Below are 2,270 nucleotides of genomic sequence, written 5' to 3'. Positions count from 1 at the left end.
GCGGGGCTGTACTCGGTGTTGACGATCGCCCGCGCCTGTTCCTCCGCCGCCTGCCGAGCTGCCTCGACCTCGGCCTTCACTGATGGCGCTACCGGTCCGGCGAGTCGTCCGAAGCCGGGTGTGCGGCTCTCGGCGAGAGTGACGTCGGCGGCTTCGGAGGCGATGCGCTGGCGGGTGGCGACGAACCCGCGTTGCGCGACGTCAGCTTTGTCTCTGACGGCGCTGAGCTGACCGGCGAGTTCGAGGGCGGACGTGACGAGTCCGCGTGCTGATTCCTGGGCGCGGTCGGCGAAGTCGCCCTGCCATGTGTGGCCGAGAACGGTGCTCAACCCGCTGTGGAGTCCGGTGGCGGCGTCCTCGAGCGCGGTCGAGACCTCGGTCATCCGCGTGGCGATGGCCGCGAACTGGTCCGCATCGAGCGCTTGCGCTGCCTCGACCATCCGCTCCAGCGGCGAGGCCGAGACGTCCTCGGGACCGACGCGGCCGTAGCCTCCGAAGGTGGTGGTGCCGTCGGCGGCGTCGAGCAGCGCGGTGGTCGATCCGAGTGATCCGGTGAGTCCGAGACTCTGCAGCCCGGCGGGCTCTTCGGCGGCCTTGCCGAGAGCGGCCGCCACCGCCTCGTCCTGCGCCTCGATCAGACCTCCCGCAGCAGCGAACAACATCGACATCGCTCGTGCTTGATCGATGTAGCCCTCCAGGAGTGTTTGCAGGTCATCGCCGACGAACAGCGAGTAGATAGTTCCGATTTGGCGCGCGGTCTCGAAAGAGGTTGCCGCCGAGTTCTGAATCTCAACAGCTTCTGACGTTTGCGCACTTCGCAGCGAATCTACAAACGTGTCGCAGTATTGGACACACGCCTGAGCAGATCCGCGGTCGAGACTCACCGTCATTGAACATCCCCCTGTGGAAACAGATCAGCCATCGGAGGCAGGATTTTCGTTAGGACCTCGCAAGTATCGGAGAACTGCTGGCCGTTGAATTCGAACAACGACGTAGTGAGGTCCACGCCGGTCCAGATCGTGCCACGCGGTGTGAAGTAGAGCTGGACGCAGTTGTCGATCGGGTCACTTCGGTTATCAGTTATTCGAAGTCCCGGCCTTTCGAGATGGCGGGTGTTCTGGTCGAGGACTCGGAATGCGGGGTCTGCAAGATATTCGTCCTTGGATTTCCAGGTCGAGAGCACTACGACGTTGACCTCACGGTTGGACCAACCGCAGGAGATGAGTTCGCCAGGGCGGGAGTTCTTGAATTGTTCGGCGGGCTCGACTTCGGAACCGACGCCTTCTTCGATGGCTGCAACTGGGATCTCGGCACACGGGTCGAAAAGGGCGGGTCTCTGCTCGACCGGCAGATCCCACGGATTGCCGGACTCTTCGGGGGCGGCTGCGCTCGTCGTCGTCGGCGTATCTTCTCCTCCGTCCGCCGAACCGCACCCCGCAGCGATCATGCCGACGGTGACCACCGCGGCCGCGACACCTCTACTTCTCCCCACAACCTGTACGACGGGCCACGGCGCGCGGCGGTTCCCTCGACCCGCCGACTTCTTCGGCAGGTCACGTCCGGGCAGGTCGGCAGCGGCAGCGTCGGGGTGGTGGGAGTTCACGGTCGATGATCTTCGCAGTCGGCGACGACCGGTGGGTGGGTCTCCGCGGCCGTCGGTGCAGGCGGCTGCCGGTCAGCCGGGTCCCGACGAACTCGGGGGAACCGCCCGGGCCGCCCGCCCGTCCTACTGGGCAGCCGAGGAAAGGAATCGTCGTGGCGAACGGGCGGACGGGAAATCACTCAACAGCGAACTGGGTCGCCACGACGGCGGTCATCCTCGCACTGGGACTGTGGGGGTCCTGGCTCGCGTGGACTACCGCGTCGCCCCTCGAGCCTCAGCCGAGACCGAGCGAGTTACCGCAGGAGTACGTTCTGCTGGCGGGCAGCCTGCTCTGCCTCTATGGTGCAGCGCTGATCGGCGGTTGGTTGATCAGCCGCACGCGGGTCCGCGCGCCGGGGGCGAGATCCCCGCTATTTCTCCTGACCGGCGCGGTGACCCTCTACGGGCTGATCGCCACGGCGATATTCGCACTGTCGACCGCGTCGGAGTGGTCGCTGGCCGCCGTGCTCCCGCTCGGGCTGATGGCGTACTTCCATATCCACATGGCGAGGTCCGCGCGCGGAGAAGGTGGGGCCGCCCAGGGTGACGCGGAGGTGGCGGCGGGCGCCGGGGTCGTCTAGTCAACCCGACCTGCGGTGACGGGTTCGTGTCGTACCCGGATGATCTA

General features: G+C 66.1%; 3 protein-coding genes. 1 reads left to right on the top strand and 2 read right to left on the bottom strand.

Annotation, left to right across the window (positions count from 1 at the left end; translation table 11 throughout):
• On the bottom strand, positions 1–884 hold an 884-nt coding region (locus G6030_RS15170; RefSeq protein WP_182643686.1), incomplete at its 3' end, for a hypothetical protein.
• A gap of 2 nt (positions 885–886) precedes the next feature.
• Positions 887–1,462 (bottom strand): DUF3558 family protein, encoded by a 576-nt coding sequence (locus G6030_RS15165; RefSeq protein ID WP_182643685.1) that lies wholly within the window; start codon positions 1,460–1,462, stop codon positions 887–889.
• Positions 1,463–1,968: 506 nt separating this feature from the next.
• Here G6030_RS15165 and G6030_RS15160 point away from each other — a divergent pair.
• Complete coding sequence (locus G6030_RS15160) at positions 1,969–2,223, top strand: hypothetical protein (RefSeq protein WP_182643684.1); 255 nt, start codon at positions 1,969–1,971, stop codon at positions 2,221–2,223.
• Positions 2,224–2,270: the final 47 nt, after the last annotated feature.

Source organism: Dietzia sp. E1 (assembly GCF_014145015.1).
Lineage (GTDB): Bacteria > Actinomycetota > Actinomycetes > Mycobacteriales > Mycobacteriaceae > Dietzia > Dietzia cinnamea_A.
The sequence above is the reverse complement of the archived record's forward strand: the minus strand, read 5'-3'. Positions and strand labels throughout refer to the sequence as shown.